The organism is Leifsonia sp. 466MF, assembly GCF_900100265.1.
GTDB lineage: Bacteria > Actinomycetota > Actinomycetes > Actinomycetales > Microbacteriaceae > Leifsonia.
The window spans coordinates 1,551,134-1,575,551 of sequence record NZ_LT629696.1 but is presented as its reverse complement, the minus strand read 5'-3'; the positions used below and the strand labels follow the sequence as shown (position 1 = coordinate 1,575,551).

General features: G+C 69.4%; 20 protein-coding genes. 1 reads left to right on the top strand and 19 read right to left on the bottom strand.

The genetic code is table 11. From position 1 onward, the window contains the following. Positions 1 to 60 precede the first annotated feature (60 nt). The 18 genes from BLR91_RS07485 to polA all read right to left on the bottom strand — a co-directional run bounded on the left by BLR91_RS07485 (position 61) and on the right by polA (position 23,239). Positions 61 to 687, bottom strand: coding sequence for a superoxide dismutase (locus tag BLR91_RS07485; protein WP_020077536.1), 627 nt, complete (start codon positions 685 to 687; stop codon positions 61 to 63). A 107-nt stretch (positions 688 to 794) separates the two neighbouring features. Continuing rightward, entirely contained in the window at positions 795 to 1,775 is a 981-nt protein-coding gene (gene whiA / locus BLR91_RS07480) for a DNA-binding protein WhiA (protein WP_018191144.1), read from the bottom strand. Between the two features lie 55 nt (positions 1,776 to 1,830). Continuing rightward, on the bottom strand, positions 1,831 to 2,727 hold the full coding sequence (gene rapZ / locus BLR91_RS07475) for an RNase adapter RapZ (RefSeq protein ID WP_089876044.1): 897 nt from the start codon (positions 2,725 to 2,727) through the stop codon (positions 1,831 to 1,833). 34 nt (positions 2,728 to 2,761) lie between these two features. Next, the gene (uvrC, locus tag BLR91_RS07470; RefSeq protein ID WP_089876046.1) at positions 2,762 to 4,744 is read right to left on the bottom strand and encodes an excinuclease ABC subunit UvrC; all 1,983 of its coding nucleotides are present in this window, start codon (positions 4,742 to 4,744) and stop codon (positions 2,762 to 2,764) included. 8 nt (positions 4,745 to 4,752) lie between these two features. Continuing rightward, complete coding sequence (uvrA, locus tag BLR91_RS07465; RefSeq protein ID WP_018191147.1) at positions 4,753 to 7,662, bottom strand: excinuclease ABC subunit UvrA; 2,910 nt, start codon at positions 7,660 to 7,662, stop codon at positions 4,753 to 4,755. A gap of 220 nt (positions 7,663 to 7,882) precedes the next feature. After that, on the bottom strand, positions 7,883 to 8,482 hold the full coding sequence (locus BLR91_RS07460) for a hypothetical protein (RefSeq protein WP_089876048.1): 600 nt from the start codon (positions 8,480 to 8,482) through the stop codon (positions 7,883 to 7,885). Then, the gene (locus BLR91_RS07455) at positions 8,479 to 9,810 is read right to left on the bottom strand and encodes a DUF58 domain-containing protein (protein ID WP_089876051.1); all 1,332 of its coding nucleotides are present in this window, start codon (positions 9,808 to 9,810) and stop codon (positions 8,479 to 8,481) included. The genes BLR91_RS07460 and BLR91_RS07455 overlap by 4 nt, the downstream gene beginning before the upstream one ends. Before the next feature lie 28 nt (positions 9,811 to 9,838). Beyond that, on the bottom strand, positions 9,839 to 10,885 hold the full coding sequence (locus tag BLR91_RS07450) for an AAA family ATPase (RefSeq protein ID WP_089876053.1): 1,047 nt from the start codon (positions 10,883 to 10,885) through the stop codon (positions 9,839 to 9,841). Further along, positions 10,875 to 11,504 (bottom strand): hypothetical protein, encoded by a 630-nt coding sequence (locus BLR91_RS07445; RefSeq protein WP_089876056.1) that lies wholly within the window; start codon positions 11,502 to 11,504, stop codon positions 10,875 to 10,877. Before BLR91_RS07445 ends, BLR91_RS07450 begins: the two co-directional genes overlap by 11 nt. Next, positions 11,501 to 12,244 carry a DUF4129 domain-containing protein gene (locus tag BLR91_RS07440; protein WP_231918847.1) on the bottom strand — a complete coding sequence of 248 codons (744 nt, stop codon included), beginning with the start codon at positions 12,242 to 12,244 and terminating at the stop codon, positions 11,501 to 11,503. The genes BLR91_RS07445 and BLR91_RS07440 overlap by 4 nt, the downstream gene beginning before the upstream one ends. A gap of 43 nt (positions 12,245 to 12,287) precedes the next feature. Beyond that, complete coding sequence (gene uvrB / locus BLR91_RS07435) at positions 12,288 to 14,354, bottom strand: excinuclease ABC subunit UvrB (RefSeq protein ID WP_018191153.1); 2,067 nt, start codon at positions 14,352 to 14,354, stop codon at positions 12,288 to 12,290. 65 nt (positions 14,355 to 14,419) lie between these two features. Further along, complete coding sequence (gene coaE, locus BLR91_RS07430) at positions 14,420 to 15,022, bottom strand: dephospho-CoA kinase (protein ID WP_089876058.1); 603 nt, start codon at positions 15,020 to 15,022, stop codon at positions 14,420 to 14,422. Positions 15,023 to 15,123: 101 nt separating this feature from the next. Next, positions 15,124 to 16,566 carry a 30S ribosomal protein S1 gene (gene rpsA, locus BLR91_RS07425; protein ID WP_018191155.1) on the bottom strand — a complete coding sequence of 481 codons (1,443 nt, stop codon included), beginning with the start codon at positions 16,564 to 16,566 and terminating at the stop codon, positions 15,124 to 15,126. 108 nt (positions 16,567 to 16,674) lie between these two features. Next, complete coding sequence (locus BLR91_RS07420) at positions 16,675 to 17,658, bottom strand: epimerase (RefSeq protein WP_089876060.1); 984 nt, start codon at positions 17,656 to 17,658, stop codon at positions 16,675 to 16,677. Beyond that, complete coding sequence (locus BLR91_RS07415) at positions 17,655 to 18,344, bottom strand: DUF4166 domain-containing protein (RefSeq protein WP_089876062.1); 690 nt, start codon at positions 18,342 to 18,344, stop codon at positions 17,655 to 17,657. The genes BLR91_RS07420 and BLR91_RS07415 overlap by 4 nt, the downstream gene beginning before the upstream one ends. A 19-nt stretch (positions 18,345 to 18,363) precedes the next feature. Beyond that, positions 18,364 to 20,037, bottom strand: coding sequence for a DUF885 domain-containing protein (locus BLR91_RS07410; RefSeq protein WP_089876064.1), 1,674 nt, complete (start codon positions 20,035 to 20,037; stop codon positions 18,364 to 18,366). A gap of 101 nt (positions 20,038 to 20,138) precedes the next feature. Next, positions 20,139 to 20,525, bottom strand: a complete 387-nt coding sequence (locus BLR91_RS07405) for a hypothetical protein (RefSeq protein ID WP_089876065.1) — start codon at positions 20,523 to 20,525, stop codon at positions 20,139 to 20,141. 41 nt (positions 20,526 to 20,566) lie between these two features. Then, entirely contained in the window at positions 20,567 to 23,239 is a 2,673-nt protein-coding gene (gene polA, locus BLR91_RS07400; RefSeq protein ID WP_089876067.1) for a DNA polymerase I, read from the bottom strand. Positions 23,240 to 23,297: 58 nt separating this feature from the next. Here polA and BLR91_RS07395 point away from each other — a divergent pair, with 58 nt between their 5' ends. Next, positions 23,298 to 23,702: a hotdog fold thioesterase gene (locus tag BLR91_RS07395; protein WP_089876069.1), complete on the top strand. Its 405-nt coding sequence runs from the start codon at positions 23,298 to 23,300 to the stop codon at positions 23,700 to 23,702. Positions 23,703 to 23,779: 77 nt separating this feature from the next. On the opposite strand, the gene BLR91_RS07390 is transcribed toward BLR91_RS07395, so the two are convergent. Then, complete coding sequence (locus BLR91_RS07390; protein ID WP_020077523.1) at positions 23,780 to 24,385, bottom strand: ANTAR domain-containing response regulator; 606 nt, start codon at positions 24,383 to 24,385, stop codon at positions 23,780 to 23,782. Positions 24,386 to 24,418 lie beyond the last annotated feature (33 nt).

The following is a 24,418-nucleotide window of genomic DNA, read 5'->3' as shown; positions in this document are numbered from 1 at the left end:
TCAGGTGTTGATTGCGGACGGCGGCGTCCCGGGAGGGTCCCTCCCGGGACGCCCACCCGCCTACGACAGTAGCAGCAGACCCGCGGTCTTCTCGCGCGCACGGACGAAGCGGTCATTGACATCGCCCCAGTTGGTGATGTTCCAGAACGCCTTCACGTAGTCGGCCTTCACGTTGACGTAGTCGAGGTAGAAGGCGTGCTCCCACATGTCGAGCATGAGGAGCGGGACGGTCGCCGCGGCGAGGTTGCCCTGGTGGTCGTACAGCTGCTCGATGATGAGCTTCTGCCCGAGCGAGTCCCAGGCCAGGATCGACCAGCCGGAGCCCTGGATGCCGAGCGCCGACGCCGTGAAGTGGGCGCGGAACTTGTCGAACGACCCGAAGAACTCGTCGATCGCGGCGGCCAGCTCGCCGACCGGCTTGTCGCCGCCGTCCGGAGAGAGGTTGTTCCAGAACACGGTGTGGTTGACGTGGCCGGCGAGGTTGAACGCGAGGTCCTTCTCGAGCTTGTTGACGTAGGTCAGGTCGTCGGCGTCGCGCGCCTCGGCCAGCTTGGCGATGGCGGTGTTCGCGCCGTCGACGTACGTCTTGTGGTGCTTGTCGTGGTGCAGCTCCATGATCCGGCCGCTGATGTTCGGCTCAAGAGCCGAGTAGTCGTACGGAAGGTCCGGCAGCGTGTAGTCAGCCATTACTCATCTCCACTGTTGTTGTGATTCGAGCGACTCGTCGAGTCTAGTAAGGGCAACCCGGGCGGCCGTCGGATGCTTCCTTCCGGCCGCACGTTCCCCGTCGAAACTTACACCTCGTCCAGATCGGCGGGGAGGCTCGCCTCCGTGCCGGGGATGCCGAGGTCGCTCGCGCGCTTGTCCGCCATCGCGAGCAGGCGGCGGATGCGGCCCGCGACCGCGTCCTTCGTCATGGGCGGGTCGGCGTGGTGACCCAGCTCGTCCAGGCTGGAGTCGCGGTGCGCGAGACGCAGCTCACCCGCGTAGCGCAGGTGCTGCGGGACGTCGGGGCCGAGGATCTCGAGCGCGCGCTCCACGCGCGCGCACGCGGCGACGGCGGCCTGGGCCGAGCGTCGCAGGTTGGCGTCGTCGAAGTTGACCAGGCGGTTGGCGTTGGCGCGCACCTCGCGGCGCTGCCGAAGCTCCTCCCAGTTGGTGACGGTCTGGAGGGCACCCATCGCGACGAGCATGGCGCTGATCGCCTCGCCGTCGCGGATGACGACGCGATGCACGCCGCGCACCTCACGGGCCTTGGCCGCGATGCCGAGACGGCCTGCCGCGCCGACGAGCGCCATGGCGGCCTCGTTACCGGGGCAGGTCACCTCGAGGGCGGCGGAGCGGCCCGGGTCGGTGAGCGAGCCGTGGGCGAGGAAGGCTCCGCGCCAGACGGCGGCGAGCTCGTCGCGGGATCCGGTGGTCAGGCGGTTCGGGAGGCCGCGGATCGGCCGGCGACGCGCATCCAGGAGTCCGGTCTGCCGGGCGAGCGTCTCGCCGCCCTCGAGCACGCGGACGAGGTACTGGCTGCTGCGACGCAGTCCGGACGCCGAGATGACAGACACCTCGCTGCGGACGCCGTACAGCTCCGCGAGATCCTTCCGCACCCGCCGGGCGAGTTCCGGGGTGTCGAGTTCGCTCTCGACCGCGATCCGGCCGCCGATGAGGTGCAGACCGCCCGAGAACCGGAGGATGGTGGCCAGTTCTGCTGCTCGGACCGTGGTCTTGCTGACCTCGACCTTCGTGAGCTCGTCCTTGACGTCGGCGGTGAGAGCCAATCGGATTCCTTACTGTCTCAAGGCGGGGGTGGTGCCGTGGAGGGAAAAGCCGTGATCATTCACGGCCGAGGTCGCGGTGCTTGGTGTTGACCGACAGACCGGGGAAACTCCGCAACCGCGCCGCGAGCTCTTCCGCAATCGCGACGGACCGGTGCTTTCCGCCAGTGCAGCCTATCGCGATCAGAGCGTGCCGTTTGTTCTCACGCTGGTAGCCGGACATGATCGGCCGGAGCGCCGAGACGTATCCCTGGATGAACTCGTCGGCGCCGTCCTGCGCCAGGACGTAGTCGCTGACGATCTCCTCCAGACCCGTGTGCGGTCGCAGCTCGGGGTTCCAGAACGGGTTGGGCAGGAAGCGCGCGTCGGCGACCATGTCGGCGTCGGCGGGCAGCCCGTACTTGAAGCCGAAGCTCATCACCGTCACCTGCACGTCGGCGGCATCCTCCGCCGCGAAGGTGTCGGTGATGTTGGTCGCCAGCTGGTGGATGTTGAGGTCGGTGGTGTCGACGATGATGTCGCTCGCTTCGCGGATCTCGCGCAACCGCGTCCGTTCCGCCGAGATGCCGTCGAGGATGGTGCCGTCGCCCTGCAGCGGGTGCGGCCTGCGCACCTGCTCGAACCGGCGGACGAGCACCGCGTCGGACGCCTCCAGGAACAGCACGCGCACCTTGGTGCCCTCGCGGAGGCTCTGGATCATGTCGCGCAGATCGACGAAGAAGTTGCGCCCGCGCACGTCGACGACCGCGGCGATGCGGGGCAGACCCGACTCGGCGCGGTTGGCGAGCTCGATCAGCGGGCGCAGCATCTGCGGCGGGAGGTTGTCCACGACGTACCAGTCGAGGTCCTCCAGCGCATTGGCGACCGTCGAGCGGCCGGCGCCCGACATCCCGGTGACGATGAGGACTTCCTGCTGCTCGGCGTTCGTCGCGACTGTGTCGCCGTCGGTGGCCATCGTCCGGTCTCCTCCGTTGTGGTGTTCCCCCAGCCTAGCGACTGCCGCCCTCTGCGAGCCGCTCGAAGATCGCGGTCGCGAGGGTCGGACCGACCCCGCGCACCTCGGCGATCTGCTCAGGCGTCGCCTTGCGCAGCTGGGCCACCGAGCCGAAGTGCTTCAGTAGCTCCTTCACACGCGACGGACCGAGGCCCGGGATCTCGCCCAGCACCGTCCCGATGTCGCGCTTGCGGCGTGCCCGCTGGTAGGTGATCGCGAAGCGGTGGGCCTCATCGCGGAGGCGCTGGATGAGGAACAGGGCGTCGCTGTTCCGCGGCAGGATCACCGGGAAGCCGGAGTCCGGCAGCCAGATCTCCTCCAGGCGCTTGGCGATTCCCGCGAGCTGGATGCCGGTGACCCCGGACTCGTCGAGCGCGCGCTTCGCGGCGGCGACCTGAGGCTGGCCTCCGTCGACGATCAGCAGGTTAGGCGGGTAGGAGAACTTGCGGCGACGGCCCTCGGCGGCATCCACGATCTCGTCGGCACCGGCCGCGCCCTCGGCGTCGAGCGCCGTCTCCTCATCAACGGTGGGGGCGGTGTCGGCTGCCGCTGCAGGCGCGTCCTTCAGGTACGCCAGGCGGCGGGAGATGACCTGGTAGATCGACTCCGTGTCGTCGGTCGACTCGGGGATGCTGAACCGGCGGTACTGGTCCTTGCGCGGCAGACCGTCCTCGAAGACCACCATCGACGCCACGATGTTCGTGCCGCTGAGGTGCGAGACGTCGTAGCACTCCATCCGGAGCGGCGCCTCGTCCATGCCGAGGGCGTCCTGGATGTCGTTCAGCGCCTTCGACCGCGCCACGAAGTCCGAGCTCCGCCGGGTCTTGTACAGGACGAGCGCGTTCTTCGCGTTCATCTCGACGGTCTGCGCGATCGCGGCCTTGTCGCCGCGCTGCGCTGTGCGCAGCTCGACGCGGCCGGTGAGACGGCCGCGGGCGGCGGACGGGTCCGGCGTCTCACGGCGGCGCTGGGTCAGCCACTGCTCGAGCTCCGCGGTGTCTTCCGGCAGCTCGGGCACGATGATCTCGCGCGGCGGGGCGTCCGGTCCGTCGTAGGCGTTCTGCACGACGGTCTCGACGAGTTCCGCGAGCTCCATGTCGAGCTCCTTGTCGACCACCCAGCTGCGCACACCGCGGACGCGGCCGCCGCGCACGATGAACTGCTGCACGGCCGCGGCCAGCTCGTCGTGGGCGATGCCGAAGACGTCGGCGTCGATGTTCTCCGGAAGCACGACCGCGCTCTTGCCGAGCACTCCCTCGAGCGCCTGGATGGCGTCGCGGTGGCGCGCGGCGGACTCGTAGTCCATCGTGCTGGCCGCCTGCTTCATCTTCTCGTTCAGGTCGCGCAGATAGCCGCTGTCGTTGCCCGCCATGAAGGAGGCGAAATCGATGGCGAGGGACTTGTGGTCGCCGGGCGAGATGCGCCCGACGCAGGGCGCCGCGCACTTGCCGATGTCGCCCAGGAGGCAGGGCCGCCCGGTGAGCTCGGCGCGGCGGTACACGCCGTCGGAGCAGCTCCGCATCGGGAAGGCCTTCAACATCAGGTCGACCGTCTCGCGGATCGCCCAGACCTTCGTGTACGGGCCGAAGTAGCGCGCGTCCTTGATGTTGCGGTTGCGCGTGATCATGACGCGCGGGATGCGGTCGCCGAGCGTCACCGCCAGGTACGGGTACGTCTTGTCGTCGCGGAACTTGACGTTGAAAGGCGGGTTGAACTCCTTGATCCAGGTGTACTCCAGCTGGAGCGCCTCGTACTCCGTGCCGACGACCGTCCACTCGACGCTCGCCGCGGTGGTGACCATGCGGCGGGTGCGCTCGTGGAGGCTGCGCAGCGGCTGGAAGTAGTTGCTCAGCCGCGCGCGCAGGTTCTTCGCCTTGCCGACATAGAGCACGCGCCGGTTCTTGTCACGGAACCGGTACACCCCGGGTTGCGTCGGGATCTCGCCGGCCTTCGGCCGGTAGCTGACAGTGTCTGCCATGGCGCCTCTTACGCGGCGCCCCGGGCGGACTCGCCCTGCAGGATCTCCTTGAGGAAGAAGCCGGTGTGGCTGCCCGGGGTCTCCGCGACCTTCTCGGGTGTGCCCGTCGCGATGACCTCTCCGCCGCCGGCGCCGCCCTCCGGACCCATGTCGATGATCCAGTCGGCCGACTTGATGACGTCGAGGTTGTGCTCGATGACGATCACCGTGTTGCCCTTGTCGAGCAGACCGTTCAGCACCAGCAACAGCTTGCGGACATCCTCGAAGTGCAGACCCGTGGTCGGCTCGTCGAGAACGTACACGCTGCGGCCGTTGGACCGGCGCTGCAGCTCGGTCGCGAGCTTCACGCGCTGCGCCTCGCCGCCGGAGAGGGTCGTCGCGCTCTGCCCGAGCCGGACGTAGCCGAGGCCGACGTCGACGAGTGTCTGCAGGTAGCGGTGGATGGCCGAGATCGGCCGGAAGAACTCCGCCGCCTCGCTGATCGGCATGTCGAGCACCTCGGCGATGTTCTTGCCCTTGTAGTGCACGGACAGGGTGTCGCGGTTGTACCGCGCTCCCCCGCACACCTCGCACGCCACGTAGACGTCGGGCAGGAAGTTCATCTCGATCTTGATCGTGCCGTCACCCGAGCACGCCTCGCAGCGTCCTCCCTTGACGTTGAAGCTGAACCGGCCGGGCAGATAGCCGCGGGTCTTCGCCTCCGGCGTCTCGGCGAACAGGTTGCGGATGCGATCGAAGACGCCGGTGTAGGTCGCCGGGTTCGACCGCGGGGTGCGGCCGATGGGCGCCTGGTCGACGTGGACGACCTTGTCGAGGTTCTCGAGACCGGTGACGGTCCGGTGCTTTCCCGGCACCTTGCGGGCGCCGTTGAGCTTGTTGGCCATCACCCGGTACAGGATGTCGTTGACCAGCGACGACTTGCCCGAACCGGAGACACCGGTCACCGCCACGAACGTGCCGAGCGGGAAGTCGACTGTGACCTTCTTGAGGTTGTTGGCCTCCGCATCCACGACGCGGATCATCCGCTTCTTGTCGACCTTGCGGCGCTTGGACGGGATGGCGATCTCACGACGGCCCGCCAGGTAGTCGCCGGTCAGCGACTCTGTGTTGGCGAGCAAGTCGTCGTACGAACCGGAGTGGACGACGTGACCGCCGTTGACGCCCGCGCCGGGGCCGATGTCGACGATCCAGTCGGCGGTGCGGATGGTGTCCTCGTCGTGCTCGACCACGATCAGCGTGTTGCCGAGGTCGCGCAGGGCGACGAGCGTGTCGATGAGCCGGCGGTTGTCGCGCTGGTGCAGGCCGATGCTCGGCTCGTCGAGCACGTAGAGCACGCCGGTCAGGCCGGAGCCGATCTGGGTCGCCAGGCGGATGCGCTGCGCCTCGCCGCCGGACAGCGTGCCGGCCGCGCGGGCCAGGTCGAGGTAGCTGAGGCCGACCTGGATGAGGAAGTCGAGCCGGACCTTGATCTCGCGCAGCACCTGCGCACCGATCTTCTGCTCGCGCTCCGTCAGGTGCAGCTTCTCCATGAAGTTGCGGGCGTCGCTCAGGCTGAGCAGCGACGCGTCGGCGATGCTCTTGCCGTGCACGAGCACCGCGAGCACCTCGGGCTTCAGCCGCTTGCCGCCGCAGACCGGGCACGGGACCTCGCGCAGGTACTCGGCCCAGCGGGCGCGCTGCGTGTCGGTCTCGGCCTGCAGATACTGCCGCTCGATGTAGGGCACCACGCCCTCGAAGCCGGAGGTGTACGACATCTCGCGGCCGTAGCGGTTCTTCCACCGCACCTTGACCTCGAAGTTGTCGCCGTGCAGCACCGCGTCGCGCACGTTCTCCGGCAACTTCTTCCACGGCGTCTTGAGCGAGAACTTGAGGTCGCGGGCGAGGCCGTCGAGCAGCTTCTCGTAGTAGTTGAAGAGTCCCTTGCCCTGAGTGGTCCACGGCACGATGACGCCTTCGGCGATGCTGAGCTCGTCGTCGCCGAGCAGGAGCTCGTCATCCACCGACATGCGCGTGCCGAGGCCGGAGCACTCGGGGCAGGCGCCGAACGGGGCGTTGAACGAGAAGGTGCGCGGCTCGATCTCGGTCAGCTGGATCGGGTGGCCGTTGGGGCACGACAGCTTCTCGCTGAAGTTCTGCCAGGCGGCGGGCCCTTCGCGGTCGACGTAGTTGACCTGGACGAGACCGTCGGTGAGGCGCAGCGCCGTCTCCAGGGAGTCGGTCAGCCGGCCGAGGATGTCCGGGCCGGCGACAAGGCGGTCGACGACGACCGAGATGTCGTGCTTGTACTGCTTCTTCAGCGTCGGCGGCTCGGAGAGCTGGATCTGCTCGCCGTCGACGAGCGCGCGCGAGTAACCGCTCGCCGCGAGCTCCTTGAAGAGGTCGACGAACTCGCCCTTCTTCTGCGAGACCACCGGGCTGACGACCATGTAGCGGGTGCCGGGCTCGAGCTCCATGAGCTGGTCGGCGATCTGCTGGACGGTCTGACGCTGGATGCGCTCACCGCAGATCGGACAGTGCGGAACGCCGATACGCGCCCACAGCAGACGCATGTAGTCGTAGATCTCGGTGATGGTGCCCACCGTGGACCGCGGGTTGCGGTTGGTCGACTTCTGGTCGATCGACACCGCGGGGCTGAGGCCCTCGATGAAGTCGACGTCCGGCCGGTCCACCTGGCCCAGGAACTGCCGCGCGTACGCGGACAGCGACTCGACGTAGCGGCGCTGCCCCTCCGCGAAGATCGTGTCGAACGCGAGCGACGACTTGCCGGATCCGGACAGGCCCGTGAAGACCACCATCGAGTCGCGTGGGATCTCGAGGTCGACGTTGTGCAGGTTGTGAACGCGTGCGCCGCGCACACTGAGGTGCGACCCCGTCACCCTGCTGATGTTGCCGGATTCCCCGACCCGATCGCTGTTCACTCGCCCGCTGCTCACTCGCTCTATTCTCCGCCATCCGTACTGGGAAATCGGGGCTGTTCGCCCACCGCGCACCCGTTCGCCAGGTCGAACGTGTGTTCGATTCTACCCTGGACGGCACGGTGATCCCGTGCAGCCGCGAGTCTAGGCGCGACCACCGACATTCCAACCCTCGGCGACTGGATGCGGAGGCTGGAGTGGATGCGGAGGCCGAGCCGAGCGCTCAGCGCGGCGCGCGGCGGAGCAGGGCGGGAAGCAGCAGGCCGACCAGCGCGGCGAGGGCGAGTCCGGAGACGGCGGCGAGCACGGGGACGCTCGGCCCGATGCCCCCGCCGCCCCGGAGCAGCAGCAGGGCGACGGCGGCGAGCTGCACCGGCACCTGGATGATCGCGAACCGACGAAGAGAAGGGAGCAGCACCGCGGGCTGCAGGCGTGCGGCGGCGGGTAGAGCCAGCATCCATCCGGCCAGCAGGTGGAGGGCGTGCGCACCGGCGATCAGGCCGAGCAGGCGCGGAGTGAGCGTGCCGGGCTCGACCAGGGAGGACAGCAGCAGCACCCCGATGAGCACCCACGCGGTCAGCCAGCGCGGCCGCCACACCGAGACGCCGATCAGGAGGGCTGCGATGCCCGTCCACGGACCCTCGGGCACGCCGACCAGCACGAGCAGCAGCGCGATCGCGGCGAAGAGCACGCGGACAGACCAGGCAGGAACGGTCCGTACGCCGAGCACCGGTGCCGGCGTCGCCGACCCGGATGGTGTCCCGACCGGCGTCGCGGCACCGGGTGCGGGCCCGTTCGCCGGCCGCGCGTCGTCGCGGCTCACCGTCGGGCCCGTCCGGACGCCAGCACACGCAGCGCCGCCTCGCGCTGGGCAGCATCCTGCCAGACGAGCAGCTCGACACCGCCCGACTGCAGCTGCTCGAGGCGGAGGGAGCGCTCGAGCTCGATGGTGCGCAGGGCCAGGCGATCACGGGCGGGCAGCTCCCGCGCATCCCGAGCAGGCAGCACGTCGACGGCGACCACCCTGTGGCCGGCGGCGCGCCAGGTGAGAGCGAGCGTGACGGGCTGATCGTCGAGGAAGGTCGACATGACGAAGACGATCGACCCCGGAGCGAGCCGCGGAGAACGGACCCGCGTGAACGGCGCCCCGTTCGCGGCGGTCGCCTCGATCGCCCGCAGCACCCGCTCCCGGTGCCGCGCGCCCGCCCGCGGAGGAAGCACGCGGCGCGACTCCCCCAGGTCGTCGAACCCGACCCGGTCGGCCGCCCCGGCGTAGGCGGCCGCGAGCGAGGAGGCGGCCTCCCGCGCGAGGTCGAGGGACGACACTGCGGGACGCGGGTAGGCGCGCGGCCAGTCGGCGACGACCGCGCTGACGTCGTCTCGCGCGTCGAGCACGAGGTGCACGGCCGCGTCGGAGGTCGCCGTGGTGCGCCGGACGTACAGGTCGACTCCGCGACCGGCGCGCGCCGTGGCCTTCCAGTCGATGCGGCGCAGCCGGTCGCCGGGATGGAACAGGTCGATGTCGCGGAACTCGCCGCCGTCTCCCGGGCGCGTGGAGATGTGCTGCCCGGTCAGCCCGAGCAGCCGCGCGGGCAGCGGAAGACTGCGGAGGGGCGCGCGCCGCGGCCGGACGACCCGCTCGACAGCGGCCTCGTCCGTGGGCGTGCTCGCCCAGGCCGCGTCCGCGCCCAGAGCACGAGCCTCGACCGCGGCGACGCGCTGCGGACCGGAGTGCACGATGGGCACCTCGCTGCGGAGGTCCGCGGCCGTTCGCGGGGTGACGACGGCCTCGACGGGCGCGGCGGCGCCCAAGCCCAGGCGGAGGTGCAGGGCGTCGGGGCGCTGGGTTCCGCGCCCTTGGGTGGCAGACGCCGCGACGTGGATGCCGAGGGTCGCGTCGCCGTCGCCGTTGTGGGCGGCCTCCTCAACAGTCACAGCCGTGCTGATCTCGACCGGGTCGACGGACGCGGCCGGCCTGCGGTCCCAGCCCAACGCGGCGGAGAGCAGCAGCGGGATGCCGATCAGCGCCGGTTCGAGCCGGGACATGACGAAGGCGGCGACCACGCCGATCACTCCGACCACGATCGCGCCCGCCAGCGCCGGGCTGGGCATCCACCCGGTCCGTGTGACGGTGACGGCTCGCTCGGTCATCGGAAACTCGCGCTCCGGGTGCGGCCCGTCACGCGGAGGCCTCCGCCCCCGCGCGCTGGGCCGTCCCGACGGCCGGCGGTCCGGGCACGGTGTTGACCACCTCCAGGACGACCTGCTCCGCACGAACGCCGCCCGTCCACGCCTGCACCGTGAGCGTAAGCCTGTGGGCGAGCACCGGGACGGCCACGGCCTTCACATCGTCGGGGATGACGAAGTCGCGCCCGTCGAGCACGGCGAGGGCTCGCGCGACGAGCAGGAGGCCCTGCGACCCGCGTGGGGACGCCCCGACCTCGACGGAGCGGTGCCGGCGGGTGGCCGCGGCGAGGCGGACGCAGTACGCGGCGATGTCCGCATCCACATCCACCGCCTCGACCCCCGCCTGCATGGCCGCGAGCGTCGCCGCGTCGATGACCGCCTCGACCGTGGCGACCTCATGCCGTCGTGCCACACGGGAGAGCAGGACGCGCGACTCCCCCGCCTCGTCCGGGTAGCCGACGCCGAGCCGCACCATGAACCGGTCGAGCTGCGCCTCGGGAAGCGCGTACGTGCCCTCCGACTCGATCGGGTTGGCCGTCGCGACGACGTGGAAGGGTGACGGGAGCGGGAAGCTGCGGCCCTCGACCGACACCTGCCCCTCCGCCATGGCCTCCAGCAGCGCGGACTGCGTCTTGGGCGACGTGCGGTTGATCTCGTCGGCGAGGAACAGCCCGGTGAACACCGGACCGGGACGGAACTCGAAGTCGCCGCTGCTCGGCACATACACGAACGACCCGGTGATGTCGGACGGCAGCAGGTCGGGCGTGCACTGGAGGCGACGGAAGTCCAGCCCGACGGCGGCCGCGATGCTCCGGGCGGCGAGGGTCTTGCCGAGGCCGGGGACGTCTTCGAACAGCACGTGGCCGCCCGCCAGGATCGTGGCGAAGGCGATCCGCAGCGGTTCGCGCATCCCGACCACGACGCTCCCGACCCGGTCGAGCACGGCCGCGCCGAGACGGGCGACCTCGTCGACCGGCATTGACTGGGATGCGGCTGACGTGGATGCGGTGGTGGATGCGGTGCGGTGGTCAGCGGGCACGGGTCGGCTCCTCGGGCGAGTGGGTGGTGGGCATGCGAGTGACGGACAGAGTGTGTTGAGGCACGAGCTGTTCGAGGCGGTCGAGCACGGCGCCGATCTGCGAGGTCCGCGGCGACGTGACGACGGACCCGCGACGGAGGAGCGCGAGGATGTCGGGGCCGAGGAGTTCCTCCAGCTGCGCATCCGCCGCGCGGTCCTCCAGGTCGAGTCCGCGCAGGCGGAGCGCGCGCTCCGCGACCGAACGGAGGGCGCGCAGCCCCTCCGGCGACGCGCGTCCGCCGCGCGAGCTGAGCGACCAGCCGAGGGCGACGACATCCCGTCGCGACCCGGGGCGGAGTGGCGGCGCGGCCGGCGGCCAGGTCAGATCGGCCGCTTCGCCGAGGGCCGAGAGACAGGCCGTGAACGCCAGGGCCGCAGCACCGAGGCCGGTTGCGTGGGCTTCGTCCATCCCGAGCCACCAGGCCGCCAGACCGACCGCGACCCCCAGCAAGGCGCTCAGGATGAGACGGCGCAGCAGGCGTGGCGGGAGACGCTTCGGGCGCGGCGCGACACGCTGCCGGTCGTCGCGCCGGGCTGGCCGCTCGGAGCGGGGCGTTCGGCGGGTGTCTCGTTCGCTCATCGGCGGCCGCCTTCCCGGGTGCTCGACCGGCCGCCGGACGCGACGCTCCAGGATGCGCGCAGCGCCTCGACCGCGTCCCGGGCGGCTGCGACGTCGGCTGCGGTCACGGGCGCGCTGCTGAATCGGGCGCGCAGGTAGAGGGCGAGGAGCCGGGCTGCGGCGTCGCGGTCGGCCGCCACGCGGGCGACAACGCGCGCTGCGAACTCGGCGGGCGTCTCGGCCGGGAGGCGACGGACGCCGGAATCGGCGGCGCCCTCCTCCAGGCCCACCCAGGCGGCCTCGATCGCGTCACGCGGCTCGCGCGGTTCGGCGAGAACCTCAGCGGCGCGGTCGAGGCCGCGGCGCACCTGCTCCGGCTCGGGCTCGGGCCCCTGGTCAGCGTGCACCTCGGAGGTCTCCGCCACACCGACCGTGTCGAGCGGAGGCAGTTCGAGCGGCCGCGACGGACGGCGACGAAGGCGCCAGAGCAGCGCCAACCCGATGATGACGGCGAGCACGACGAGGGCGACCAGCAGCCACGACATGTCGATGCGGACCTCGTGCGCCGTCCCGCGCGGCGCCGGGGTGCCCGACTCCTGCGGAGCCGGCGCCTGCGTCCGGACGGGGCCGGGCGGCAGGAACATCCGCGGCCCGCTGAACTGCGGCGCTCCCTGGAACGCCACGGCGACGAGGGCGACCGCCGCGAGCACGACGCACACGGCGAGGGTCCATCGCCGCCGTCCGCCCGCCTTCGTGGTCACCCTGCCACCGTAACCCGCGCGAGCGCCCAGCGGTGCCGACCGGTCAGCCCAGGTGCCCGGCCTTCTCCATCTGCCGCAGATCGCGCTTCAGGTCGGAGAGCTCGTCGCGCAGGCGGGCCGCCAGCTCGAACTTCAACTCCCCTGCTGCCGCCAGCATCTGCTGGTTGAGATCGGCGATGAGTCCTTCGAGTTCCGCCGCGCCCTGCGCCGCGATGCCGCCGTTGCGCAGGTTGGGCGTCGGGCTCTTGCGCTTCTGCTCGCGCCCGGCGAGCATCCGCGCGGTGTCCGCCTCCTCGCGCGCCAGCACGTCGGTGATGTCGGCGATGCGCTTGCGGAGCGGAGTCGGATCGATGCCGTTGACGCGGTTGTACTCGATCTGCTTCTCGCGCCGTCGGTCGGTCTCCTCGATCGCGCTCTTCATGGAGTCGGTGAGCACGTCCGCGTACATGTGGACCTGCCCGGACACGTTTCGAGCCGCTCGTCCGATCGTCTGCACCAGCGAGGTCGAGGAGCGCAGGAAGCCCTCCTTGTCGGCGTCGAGGATGGCGACCAGCGACACCTCCGGAAGGTCGAGTCCCTCACGCAGCAGGTTGATGCCGACCAGCACGTCGTAGACGCCCGCGCGGAGCTCGCTGAGCAGCTCCACCCGGCGCAGCGTGTCGACGTCCGAGTGGAGGTATCGCACCTTCACCCCCGCCTCCGCGAGGAAGTCGGTGAGCTCCTCCGCCATCTTCTTGGTGAGCGTGGTGACGAGCACGCGCTCGTCGCGCTCCACCCGCAGGCGGATCTCCTCCAGCAGGTCGTCGATCTGCCCCTTGGTGGGCTTGACCACGATCTCGGGGTCGATCAGGCCGGTCGGGCGGATGATCTGCTCGACCACGCCGTCCGCGATGCCCATCTCGTACTTGCCCGGGGTGGCGGAGAGGTACACGGTCTGGCCGACGCGGTCCTTGAACTCGTTCCACTTGAGCGGACGGTTGTCCAGCGCGCTCGGCAACCGGAACCCGTGCTCGACCAGCGTCCGCTTCCGCGACGCGTCGCCCTCGTACATGGCGCCGATCTGCGGCACGGTCACGTGCGACTCGTCGATCACCACCAGGAAGTCGTCGGGGAAGTAGTCGAGCAGGCAGTTCGGGGCCTCCCCCGGCGCGCGACCGTCGATGTGGCGGGAGTAGTTCTCGATGCCCGAGCAGAAACCGATCTGCTCCATCATCTCGAGGTCGAACTGGGTGCGCATCCGCAGCCGCTGGGCCTCGAGCAGCTTGCCCTCGCGCTCCAGCTCCTGCAGGCGCTCCTGCAGCTCCTCCTGGATGGTGCCGATCGCACGCTGCATCGTCGCGGGGCTCGCGGCATAGTGCGTCGCCGGGAACACGGACACCGCATCCATCTTCTTGATCACGTTGCCGGTCAACGGGTGCAGCGAGTACAACGCCTCGATCTCGTCGCCGAACAGCTCGATGCGGATCGCGTTCTCTTCGTAGACGGGGATGATCTCGATCGTGTCGCCGCGCACGCGGAACTTGCCGCGCGAGAAGTCGACGTCGTTGCGCTCGTACTGCATGTTGACGAAGCGGCGGATCAGCGCGTCGCGGCCGACGTTCTGGCCGACCTGGAGAGCGACCATGGCCTCCAGGTACTCCTCGGCGGCACCGAGGCCGTAGATGCACGAGACGGTCGAGACGACGACGACGTCGCGCCGGCTGAGCAGCGAGTTGGTGGTGGAGTGACGCAGCCGCTCGACCTCGGCGTTGATCGACGAGTCCTTCTCGATGAAGGTGTCCGTCTGCGGAACGTAGGCCTCCGGCTGGTAGTAGTCGTAGTACGACACGAAGTACTCGACCGCGTTGTTGGGCAGGAGTTCGCGGAACTCGTTCGCCAGCTGAGCGGCGAGCGTCTTGTTGTGCGCGAGCACCAGCGTCGGCCGCTGCACCTGCTCGATCAGCCACGCGGTCGTCGCCGACTTTCCCGTGCCGGTCGCACCCAGCAGCACCACGTCGGTCTCACCCGCGTTGATGCGGGCGGACAGTTCGGCGATCGCCTGCGGCTGGTCGCCGCTCGGACTGTATTCGCTGACGACCTCGAAGGGACGGACGGAGCGCGTGGGAAGCATGCCTCCAGTCTAGGAAGGACCACCGACAGTGCGATCGGCTCTCGCTCACAGCGGAACGGAGCGGGTCACGGCCGCGCGCGCAGCTCCTCCCAGAGGGCGTCGACCTGCTCGAGGGTGTGCTCCAGGGTGCCGCCGGTCTCGATCACGACGTCGGCGACGGCCAGCCGCTCGGCGTCGGACGCCTGGGAGCGGATGCGGCGCTCGGCCTCGGCCCGATCCATCCGGCGCAGCTCCACTAGCCGGGAGACGCGGGTCTGCTCGTCGGCGTGGGCGACGACCACGCGGTCGAACGGATACTCGTTGGCGGACTCGACCAGAAGCGGGACGTCGTAGACGACGATGGCGTCGGGGTCGCGCTCGGCGGCCGCCCGGAACCGTGCCGTCGACTCCCGGAGGACGGCCGGGTGGGTGATTCCGTTGAGAGCTTGCAGTGCCTCCGGGTCGCCGAAGACGATCGCACCGAGGGCTGGGCGGTCGAGGCTGCCGTCCGGCGCGATGACGCCGTTGCCGAAGCGGCGGGCGATCTCCGCCAGCGCCGGGGTTCCCGGCTCCACCACCTCGCGGGCGATGCGGTCGGCGTCCACCACGACGGCGCCGTGCGACGCGAGGCGGGAGGCGATGGTCGATTTTCCGGACGCGATCCCGCCCGTGAGTCCGATCAGCTGCACGTGCCCAGCCTAGCCAGGCCGGCGCGGAGCCGCGGCGCGGTCGGCCGCTGGGAACGACGAAGCGGCCGGCCCCGAAGGACCGGCCGCTCGTACTCAGATACTCAGGAGTTGGAGCTGAGCTTCTCGCGGAGTGCCGCGAGCGACTCGTCGTCGGCGAGCGTTCCGCCGGCGCCGGAGTCGGAGGAGTAGGTCGACGTACCGCTGTCGGCGGCAGCCTCCTCGAGGCCCTTCGCAACCTGGCGCTTGTGCGCCTCCCAACGAGCCTGGGCGGCAGCGTACTGCTGCTCCCACTCGTCGCGCTGCGACTCGAAGCCTTCCTTCCACTCGTTGGTCTCCGGGTCGAAGCCCTCCGGGTACTTGTAGTTGCCCTGGTCGTCGTACTCGGTGACCATGCCGTAGAGCGCCGGGTCGAACTCGGTGCCCTCGGGGTCGACGCCCTCGTTCGCCTGCTTGAGCGACAGCGAGATGCGGCGGCGCTCCAGGTCGATGTCGATGACCTTGACGAACACCTCGTCGCCCACCGAGACGACCTGCTCGGCCAGCTCGACGTGCTTGCCGGACAGCTCCGAGATGTGCACGAGGCCCTCGATGCCATCGGCGACGCGGACGAACGCACCGAACGGAACCAGCTTGGTGACCTTACCCGGTGCGACCTGACCGATCGCGTGGGTGCGGGCGAAGACCTGCCACGGGTCCTCCTGCGTCGCCTTGAGCGACAGCGAGACGCGCTCGCGGTCGAGGTCGACCTCGAGGATCTCGACGGTGACCTCCTGGCCAACCTCGACGACCTCGGAGGCGTGCTCGATGTGCTTCCAGGAGAGCTCCGACACGTGGACGAGACCGTCGACGCCGCCGAGGTCGACGAACGCACCGAAGTTGACGATCGACGAGACGACGCCCTTGCGGACCTGGCCCTTGTGCAGGTTGTTGAGGAACGTGGTGCGGGACTCCGACTGGGTCTGCTCCAGCAGCGCGCGGCGCGACAGCACCACGTTGTTGCGGTTCTTGTCGAGCTCGAGGATCTTGGCCTCGATCTCCTGACCCAGGTACGGGGTGAGGTCGCGGACGCGGCGCAGCTCGATGAGCGACGCGGGCAGGAAGCCACGCAGACCGATGTCGACGATCAGGCCGCCCTTGACGACCTCGATGACCGTACCGGTGACGACACCGTCGGCCTCCTTGATCTTCTCCACATCGCCCCAGGCGCGCTCGTACTGCGCACGCTTCTTGGACAGGATGAGGCGACCCTCCTTGTCCTCCTTCTGGAGAACGAGGGCCTCGACGGTGTCGCCGACCTCGACGACCTCGCTGGGGTCGACGTCGTGCTTGATGGAAAGCTCACGGGAGGGGATGACGCCCTCCGTCTTGTAACCGACGTCGAGGAGGACCTCGTCGCGGTCGATCTTGACGACGGTGCCTTCGATGAGGTCTCCGTCGTTGAAGAACTTCAGCGTCTTTTCGACCGCGGCAAGAAAGTCCTCAGCAGATCCGATGTCGTTGACGGCGACCTGCTTGGGTGCCTTGTCGGTCGTTGCGGTTGTCATGTAGTGGGTGCTCCGTAATGGACAGGAATCAGGCCGGTCGCGTTGTTCTTCTGATGTATTTCCGCGAACGGCAGGCGGATAGGGATGTCACACAAGTGACGTTCTAGTCTACCCGGCCGCGGAGGCGTGCAGCAAGCCGCGGTCGGAGAGGATGTCGCGCAGCGCCGGCCCGAGGTCGGGGTAGGCGAAGTCGTAGCCGGCGTCGAGCAGCCGTTCGGGCACGACCCAGCGGCTCTTCAGCACCAGTTCGGTCTCCGTGCGGATCGCGATCGAACCGAGCTCGAGCATCCACCGGTGGGCCGGGAGACCGATGGGACGGCCGAGCAGACGGCGCAGCTGCGCCATCAGCGTTCGGTTGTCGGTGGGGTGCGGCGCCGCGATGTTGACCGGTCCGTCCAGGTCGGGCCGGCCGCGCAGGAACTCGATCGCGCCGAGCACGTCGGCGATGTGCACCCAGCTGAAGCGCTGCCGTCCGCCGCGTGCCCGGAATTCATGGAACGTTCCGGCGTTCCGGCGCGCGGTCGTGGCGAACCAGCGGCCGTCCACCTGGGGGCCGCCCAGTCCGAAACGGGTGAGGTTGACGAGCGGTGTGAGCGCGCTGCCGTCGCCGAGGACGATGGCCATGCGCAGGGCGACGCGACGCGTGCCCGGGAGGTCGCCCTCGAACAGTTCGTGCTCCCATGCCTTCGCGACCTCGACCGAGAAGCCGGAGCCCAGCTCGCCGGTGGACTCGGTCATGGGGCGGTCCTCGGCATGGCGGTAGATGGTCGCCGTGGAGGCGTTGAACCAGACCGGCGGCGGCGCGTCGCTCGCGGCGATCGCCTCTCGAACCGCCCGCGTGGTGGCGAGCCGGGAGCGGAAGATCTCGGCCCGGTTGGCATCGCCGTAGCGGCAGTTCACGCTCTTGCCCGCGAGGTTGATCACCGCGTCGGCACCGGTGACCGCTCTGCGCAGGCCGTCGGCGTCGTCCCAGCGCACGTCGGGCCCGCTGCGGCCGACCAGGATGACCTCCGCACCCGCGGCGCGGTAGTGCTCCTCCAGGTACTGCCCGACGAATCCGGACGCCCCGGCGATGACGATGCGCTCGTTCACTCCGACCGCTCCCCCGTTTCTCTCTTCTCTGGTGCTTCTGTGTTCCGCGATGCCTGCGTCTGCGCCGCCGGACCGCCCGGCTCGATCGCATAGCGGAACCGGCCGCGGTACTGGTAGATCCGCCCGATCAGCGGCACATGCACGGTGATGGACACCCGCTGGTGCTCGTGCTGGTCGTCCCAGCGTTCGGTCAGGACGACGACCGGAGCGAGTGGACTCGGGACACGCACCCGCCGCCCTCCGACCACCAGCCAGACGGCGGTGGAGCGCAGCCGGAGGCCGCCATCCCGGACGGTTGCGGCGAACCGCGCCTCCGCCCGCACCGGATCGCCGAGACGATCGATGACCGCTCCCCGACGGACGCCGATCTCATCCACCATGGTCGCCGCACCGGACCGGAATGCGAACCATCGCGTGGCCGCGACGGCGGGCGAACCGTCGGGCGCGGTGACCCCGCGGTTCTCGACGGTGAACGGCACCTCGCGCTCCCACACGGGGAACATGACGTGCGACCGGGCGAACACCGCCAGTACCGGCCACAGCCACCGGCGTGGCGTGCCCACTGTCTCGAACACGCCGCTCCCCCGCCCGACCGCGCCGGCCGGGATGGCGTCGAAGTACGCCCGCAGTCGCGGATGCAGCTCATCGAACGCCGCGCCCAGCGCGGCACGGTACGGGGAGGTCACCGGTGGAAGGACGTGCCGCTCAGTCGAGCAGCGCGGCCTTCAGCGTGTCGAGGCCGACGCCGCCGATGTCGAGGGCCTTCTTGTGGAACGCCTTGATGTCGAACGAGGCGCCCTCGCGGCGGGCGTACTCGTCGCGCAGCTGCTCCCAGATGCGCTGACCGATCTTGTACGACGGAGCCTGCCCGGGCCAGCCCAGGTAGCGGTTGACCTCGAAGCGGACGAACCCGTCGTTCATGTTGACGTTCTCGCGGAGGAACGGGAAGGCGTCCTCTCCGGTCCACGGACGCGAGCCGTCCGGAAGCGGCTTCTCGAGGTGCACGCCGATGTCGAGCACGACGCGCGCCGCGCGCATGCGCTGCCCGTCGAGCATCCCGAGCCGGTCCGCCGGGTCGTCGAGGTAGCCCAGCTGCTCCATCAGCCGCTCGGCGTAGAGCGCCCAGCCCTCCGCGTGCCCCGAGGTGCCGGCGATGCGACGCCATGAGTTGAGCTGCGCCTTGTTGTAGGTCGCCTGCGCGATCTGCAGGTGGTGGCCGGGAACGCCCTCGTGATAGACGGTCGTCAGCTCGCGCCAGGTGTCGAACTCGGTCACGCCCTCGGGCACGCTCCACCACATCCGCCCCGCGCGCGAGAAGTCGTCGCTCGGACCGGTGTAGTAGATGCCGCCTTCCTGCGTCGGCGCGATCATGCACTCGAGACGGCGGATCTCGGCAGGGATGTCGAAGTGCGACTTGCCGAGCTCTTCGATGGCCCGGTCGCTCGTCTCCTGCATCCAGCGCTGCAGCGCATCGGTGCCGTGCAGCTTGCGGCTCGCGTCGCCGTCGAGGAACTCGATCGCCTCGAGGACGGTCGCTCCCGGCTTGATCTCGCGCGCGATCGACTCCTGCTCGGCGCGCATGCGCGCGAGCTCTTCGATGCCCCACTCGTACGTCTCGTCGAGGTCGACGGTGGCGCCGAGGAAGCTCCGCGAGGCGAGCGCGTAGAGCTCTCGGCCTACGGCGTCCTTCTCGGGGGCGTGCTGGGCCAGCTCGTTCTCGAAGAAGTCGGCCAGCGTGGCGTACGCCTGTGCGGCCTCCTTCGCGCCATCCGCCAGATCGCCCTTCAGCGACTCGGGAAGCACCCCGTTCAGCGGCTTCGCGTCGGCGGTGAACTCGTAGAAGAAGCCGGTGTCGGCCACCTGCTTCCGCGCCTGCGCGAGCACCTCGCGCACCTGGCGGATGGCCGGGACGTTGCCCGCTGCGATGCCGCTGCGCAGGGTCTCGATGTAGCCGTTCATCGCGGCGGGCAGATTGTGGAGGCGCTTGGCGACGTTGGCCCAGTCGTCCTCCGTGTCCGTCGGCACCAGGTCGAAGATGTCGCGCAGCTCCTGCGGCGGCGATGCGATGACGTTGAGGTCGCGCTGGGCGAAGCCCGCCTCGTGCTTCTCGACGGTGAGCTGCAGCTCACGCGTGAGATCCATCTTCGTGACCCGGTCGATGTCGTCGACCGGCTCGGCCGCTTCGATGCGGGCGAGGGTCTCTCTGACTTTGCCGATGGCGTGCTCGGCGCCGGCCGGCGAGTAATCGGCGTACTCGCCCTCGCGGCCGGGGCGGCCGAGCCAGACGTGGAACTCCGGGTACAACTCGAGCTGGGTGTCGACCCACTCCTCGGCGATCGTGTCGACCGGAGTGGGTTCGCGCTTCTGATCGTTGGTCATGATCCGACCCTATCGAGGAGACGGCAGCCGGGGCACGGCGTCGTCGGGAATGTGGACAACTCCCCATCGGCGGGAGCTGTGGGCACATCCCGCCGTCGCGCTCAGCGGCCTTCGTCGATGGCCCTGTCGCCGCCGTGCGGGCGACGATGACGCGCCCGACGGTCGAGCTCATCGTGCAGCGCGACGAAGAAGCGGTCGATCTCGCCCAGACGACGCGTGTACATCAGCACGTCGGCCCCGGGAAGCTGACCCACCGCGTCGAACTCGATCCGCGTGTGCGTCTCGCCCACCGGCACGAAGCGGACACGCTGCTCGAAGACGAGCTCGAGCGAGAGCAGCTGCGCGAACGGGTCCCGCAGACTCGTGCCCTTCAACGCGTCGCGCACGAAGTCCCGCGCCTCCTCCGGCGGCACCGGAACGACCTCGCTCGGGATACGTCGCGGAACGACCGCCTTCTTCCGCCGCTTCCGCGGCTCCAGCTCGCTCACATCGGGGAGACTACGCCTGCGGCGATCAGTGCGCCTGCGGATCAGTGCGCGGCGGCGTCCCAGTTGGAGCCGCGGCCCACCTGCACGTCGAGCGGCACGCGGAGGCCGGCCGCGCCGGCCATGCGGGCGCGCACGATCGCCTCCAGCGCATCCCATTCGCCGGGGGCCACCTCGAAGATGAGCTCGTCGTGCACCTGCAGCAGCATGCGCGACTCGAGGCTCTGGTCGATGATGTCGCCGGCGATCCCGAGCATCGCGACCTTCATGATGTCGGCCGCGGAGCCCTGGATGGGCGCGTTGAGCGCCTGCCTCTCCGCGTTCTCGCGAAGCACCCGGTTGGTCGAGGTCAGGTCGGCGAACGGCCGGCGGCGGCCGAAGATCGTCTCGGTGAAGCCGTCGACGCGCGCCTGCTCGACGACGTTGCGCAGGTAGTCGCGCACCGCGCCGAATCGCTCGAAGTAGTCGGTCATCAACTGGCGTGCTTCAGAGGTCTCGATGCGCAGCTGCTTGGAGAGGCCGAATGCGCTGAGGCCGTAGGCGAGGCCGTACGACATCGCCTTGACCTTCGTGCGCATCGCGGACGTCACCTCGGACGGGTCGACGCCGAAGACGCGCGCGCCGACGAAGCGGTGCAGGTCCTCCCCCGCGTTGAAGGCCTCGATGAGGCCCGGGTCCTCCGACAGGTGTGCCATGATCCGCATCTCGATCTGCGAGTAGTCGGCGGTGAGCAGCGTCTCGAAGCCCTCGCCATGGCGGAACGCCGAGCGGATCTCGCGCCCCTCCTCCGTGCGGATCGGGATGTTCTGCAGGTTGGGGTCGTTCGACGAGATGCGGCCGGTGCTCGTACCGGTCTGGTCGTAGGTGGTGTGGATGCGGCCGTCCACCTCGACCGAGCGCTCCAGCGTCTCCACGATCTGCTTGAGCTTCGTGGCGTCGCGGTGCTGCAGCAGGAGCCCGAGGAACGGATGCGGGTTCTTCTCCTGCAGGTCGGCGAGCGAGCCGGCGTCGGTCGAGTAGCCGGTCTTCGTTGCGCGCGTCTTCGGCATCCCGAGCTCCTCGAAGAGCACCTGCTGGAGCTGCTTCGGCGAGCCGAGGTTGATCTCGTGGCCGATCTGCGCGTACGCCTGCGCTGCGTAGTCGTTGGCCTTGTCGGTCAGCTGCCCGCGGAGGCGCGCGAGCACCTCGGAGTCCATGGAAACGCCGTTGAGCTCCATCTCGGCGAGCACGGCGACGAGCGGCAGCTCGATGTCGTCGAGAACTGCGCGGGTGCCCTCGTCGAGCGCGATCATCTGCCCCTCGGCGACCCGGCGGATGTACCACGCCTCGGTCGCGGGGCTCACGGCGTCGTTGATCGGGACGAGCTGGTTCGGGTCCGAGACCGGCAGCGTCTCGCCGAGCACCTCGTACACCTGCTCCGCCAGTGACTGCGGCGCGGCGCCCGGCTTCACGAGCCAGGACGCGATCCGCGTGTCGAACGCCAGACCGTCGACCACGAACCCGGCACGGCTGAGCGCCTTGAACTGCGGCTTCGCGTGAAAGAAGTACTTGGGCGCGCTGCTCGCCAGCCACTGCTCGAGGGCTTCGTAGTCCTTCCGGCCGGCCACCCAGGGCACGTACACGGTGTCGTCCGCTGCGGCGAGGCCGAAGCCCGTGATGCCGGCAGGGCCGACCTCGAGCTGGACGGCGACCGCGGTGTCGTCCGCCGAAGCCTTCGACAGCCAGTTCGCGAGCTCCTCGTCGACCAGGGTGCGCACGGCCGGGGCGCTGACCGCGCCGGCGTCGCCCACCTCGGCGACGGACATGGCGCCGTCGAGCATCCCGTCCTCCGCCGCGGTCTTCATGAGGCGGTCGAGGAGGGTCTTGAACTGGAGGCGCGCGAAGATGTCGCGCACGGCGTTCTCGTTGAGGGGCTTGCGCTCCAGGTCGTCGAGCGCGATCGGCAGTTCGACGTCGTCGAGCAGCTGGTTCAGCCTCCGGTTGCGGAGTGCGTTCTCCTTCTGGTCGCGCAGGTTCTGCCCCACGACGCCCTTGATCTCGTCGGCGTGCGCGACGATGTTCTCGACCGTGCCGTACTGCTGCACCCACTTGACGGCGGTCTTCTCGCCGACCTTGTCGATGCCGATCAGGTTGTCGCTCGTCTCACCGACCAGGGCGGCGATCTCCGGGTACTGGTGCGGCTCGATTCCGTACTTCTCGCGGACGGCCGCCGGGTCGTAGACCTTCAGCTCAGAGACTCCGCGCACGTTCGGGTACAGCAGGGTGACGTCGTCGTTGACCAGCTGGATGGTGTCGCGGTCACCGGAGACGAGAAGCACTTTGTAGCCCTCCTCCACACCGCGGCGGGCAAGGGTCGCGAGGATGTCGTCGGCCTCGTAGTCCTCCTTCGCGATGGTCGTGACATTCATCGCATGGAGCGCTTCTTCGAGCAGAGGGACCTGGCCGGCGAACTCCGACGGGGTCTCACCGCGGGTGCCCTTGTACTCCGGATATTCACGCGTGCGGAACGAGTAGCGGGAGATGTCGAACGCTACCGCGATGTGGGTCGGCTTCTGCTGCTGGAGCAGGTTGATGAACATCGCGATGAAGCCGTGGATCGCGTTCGTGTGCTGACCCTCACGGTTGACGAAGCTGTCCACCGGGAGTGCGTAGAAGGCCCGGAAAGCGAGCGAATGGCCGTCGACGACGAGGAGGGTAGGCTTTTCGGAGTCTGACACCAGGACAGCCTACAAGGGGCCGGTGACAGTCCAGACGACCCGTCGAGAGAGGCCGAGGATGACCGAAGACGCGCTCGCGTACGTGCAGCAGAGGGGTCTCGGCCGGCTGGCCGAGAAGATGGGGATCGAGATCATCGAGTTCAGCGTGGAGCGCTCCGTCGCGCGCATGCCGGTCGAGGGGAACACCCAGCCCGCGGACCTCCTGCACGGCGGCGCGTACGTCGTCCTCGGCGAGTCGCTCGGCTCGATGTCGGCCAACCTCTACGCCGGCGAGGGACGCCTGGCGGTCGGGATCGAGATCAACGCATCGCACACGCGCTCGGCGACGAGCGGCTACGTGACCGGCGTGTGCACGCCCATCCACCTGGGCCGGACGCTGACGACGCATGAGATCGCGGTCACCGACGATCAGGGCCGCCGCTGCTCGACGATCCGCATCACGAACCTGATCAAAGACCTCTAGCGGACCCCGCCGCTGAAGATTTGCGCCACATCGTCGTTATGGAGTGCGCATAACCGAGATTTGGCGCAAATCTCGATCTACTTCTTGGGGGCGAGCTGCTCGATGATCGCCTGCGCGACATCGTGCATGGTGAGGCGGCGGTCCATCGACGCCTTCTGGATCCAGCGGAACGCCTCCGGCTCGCTGAGGCCCATCTTCTCGTTGAGGAGGCCCTTCGCCCGGTCGACCAGCTTGCGGGTCTCGAAGCGCTGCACCATGTCCGAGACCTCGGCCTCCAGCGCGATGATCTGCTGGTAGCGCGCGAGCGCGATCTCGATGGCGGGCAGCAGGTCGTTCGGTGTGAACGGCTTCACCACATAGGCGAGCGCACCGGCCTCGGTCGCCCGCTCGACGAGCTCCTTCTGGCTGAACGCGGTCAGCAGCACGACGGGCGCGATGTGGTCCTTCGACAGGCGCTCGGCCGCGGAGATGCCGTCGAGCTGCGGCATCTTGACGTCCATGATGACCAGGTCGGGCCGCAGCTCGGTCGCGAGGGCGACCGCCGTCTCGCCGTCTCCGGCCTCTCCGACGACCTCGAAACCGTTGTCGCGCAGGATCTCGACGATGTCGAGGCGGATGAGCGATTCGTCCTCCGCCACGACGACGCGGCGGGGTGCGGTGGTGGTGGATTCCTGGTCAGTCACGTCCGAAAGCCTACGGTATTCTTCAGGGGTTGT